Here is a 1,980-nt window from a genome sequence, read left to right as displayed (position 1 = left end):
ATAAAATTTCGCGCAGGAGAGGAGCGGCCATACGGATCAAGGCTCTGCGGAGCTGCATGGCGCGCATACTCCGAATTCGGGTTTGCCGGCCGCCCTGCAGGGTGCCGGGCCGCGGGGGGCACCGGCGCACTGTCTAACTGCGGCGGCAGCGGTGCATTACGGTCGATGCGGCCAGCGATGCGATGGCTGACGTTGCGCAGCCTTCCGGCAAGTTCTGTGAGTAAGCCTTCCGTTGGTTGCATCTGGCACGTTGGATCGGGATTGTCGATGCCGGTCGCCACCACTGAGACACGGACGATACCTTCCAGGCTTTCATCGAAAGACGCGCCCACGATGATGTTGGCGTCCGGGTCAGCCTCTTCGCGAATGCGGGTGGCGGCTTCGTCGACCTCGAATAACGACAGGTCCTTGCCGCCGGTGATGGAGATAATGAGGCCACTGGCGCGTTTGATCGAGGGATTCTCGATCAATGGATTTGAGATCGCGGCCACCGCGGCGTTGAGCACGCGTTTCCCGCCAGACGCCTCGCCCCTGCCCATCATGGCCTTGCCTTTCTCGCGCATCACGGCGAGAACGTCGGCGAAATCAAGGTTGATCAGTCCTTCCTTGACGATAAGGTCGCTGATGCAGGCCACACCCGAAAAAAGCACCTGATCAGCCAGCGCGAAGGCATGGGTGAATGTCGTTTTCTCGCTGGCAACCCGGAACAGGTTTTGGTTTGGGATGATCAGCAGGGTGTCCACCACCTTCAGCAATTCCGCGATGCCGGCTTCGGCAGAACGCATTCGTCGCTGGCCCTCGAAGTGGAATGGCTTGGTAACTACACCGATAGTAAGGATGCCGAGCTCACGTGCGGTCTTGGCAATAATGGGTGCGGCCCCGGTGCCGGTACCGCCGCCCATACCGGCAGTAACGAACACCATGTGAGCACCGGTCAAGTGATCACGGATTTCATCGATCGATTCTTCCGCTGCGGCGCGCCCCACTTCGGGATGCGAGCCAGCACCGAGACCTCCGGTCACCTTGGTGCCCATCTGGATGACACGCCCGGCAATTGACATGGTCAGCGCCTGTGCGTCGGTATTGGCGACGATGAAGTCGACGCCTTGCAGCCCGGCTGCGATCATGTTGTTGATCGCGTTACCGCCTGCCCCGCCGACCCCAAACACGACAATGCGCGCCTTCATCTCGCGAACATCCGTGATGTTAGTCATGGTTTGCCTCCCAGTGCTCAGACGGGATTGAGGGGCACGAATTGCTACTTGCAGTGCGATCCGCTTGCCGGCTAAATGTCGTAGCTGGCGCAGCGGAACCGGCGGCGCCGCCATCCTCTGGCGCAGCCATCTCACCTTCCGTCGCGCCGTCAAGTTCTTCTCATCATTCTTATTGTAGGATCGGCGGTCTTGGTTAACCGTTGGTTAATCCGTGGTGAGCCAAGAGAGCACGCTATGGCAGACAAATTCGATAACCGCGCCTGAAGGCAAACACGCAGCATCAGACGAGCGGCATGCGTTCATCTAGTGGCTTCAAGATAGGTGGTCCAAACGGCATTAGCCAAAGTTTGGGATATTTTCCTCGCACATACTTTTTCAACGTCCGCCGCCACCGACGACATACGGGGTCTCGGTTGAGTTTGGCCACTCGCCGCAGCAACGTAATTTAGTGCCGTCCAGAAGCCGTAGATCCAGACGGTCCCTTCCAACCGATGCGAGTTTGAAGTTTGCCAGTGAGCGCAACTCATGCTCCCTATTCCGATCATGTCGACCGAAACCTGGGCATCCTGCGCTGAGCTCATGCATACCGAGGCGCTAAAGATGATCGGCACAAATAGAGTTCGCTTTACTATGCACCACAACATGCGAGCGCCTCTCGCCCACACTTGCTGTCGCGTAAATCCACCACTTGGGCTAATATTTTGAGGACGGCGCACCGGAAGCTCCGCGACACCACGAAATTGGTCAACGTGGTTGCAGCATCCAC

At 58.4% G+C, this 1,980-nt stretch carries 1 protein-coding gene; it reads right to left on the bottom strand.

Features of this window, described 5'->3' with window-relative positions; all coding sequences use genetic code 11:
• Positions 1-1,214, bottom strand: a 1,214-nt coding sequence (gene ftsZ / locus JQ575_RS44130; protein WP_212039405.1) for a cell division protein FtsZ, incomplete at its 3' end; no start/stop codon positions are given.
• Positions 1,215-1,980: the final 766 nt, after the last annotated feature.

The organism is Bradyrhizobium sp. JYMT SZCCT0428, from assembly GCF_018131075.1.
Taxonomy (GTDB): Bacteria; Pseudomonadota; Alphaproteobacteria; order Rhizobiales; family Xanthobacteraceae; genus Bradyrhizobium.
Note: the sequence above shows the minus strand (reverse complement) of the source record. Positions and strands in the feature narration are given on the sequence as shown.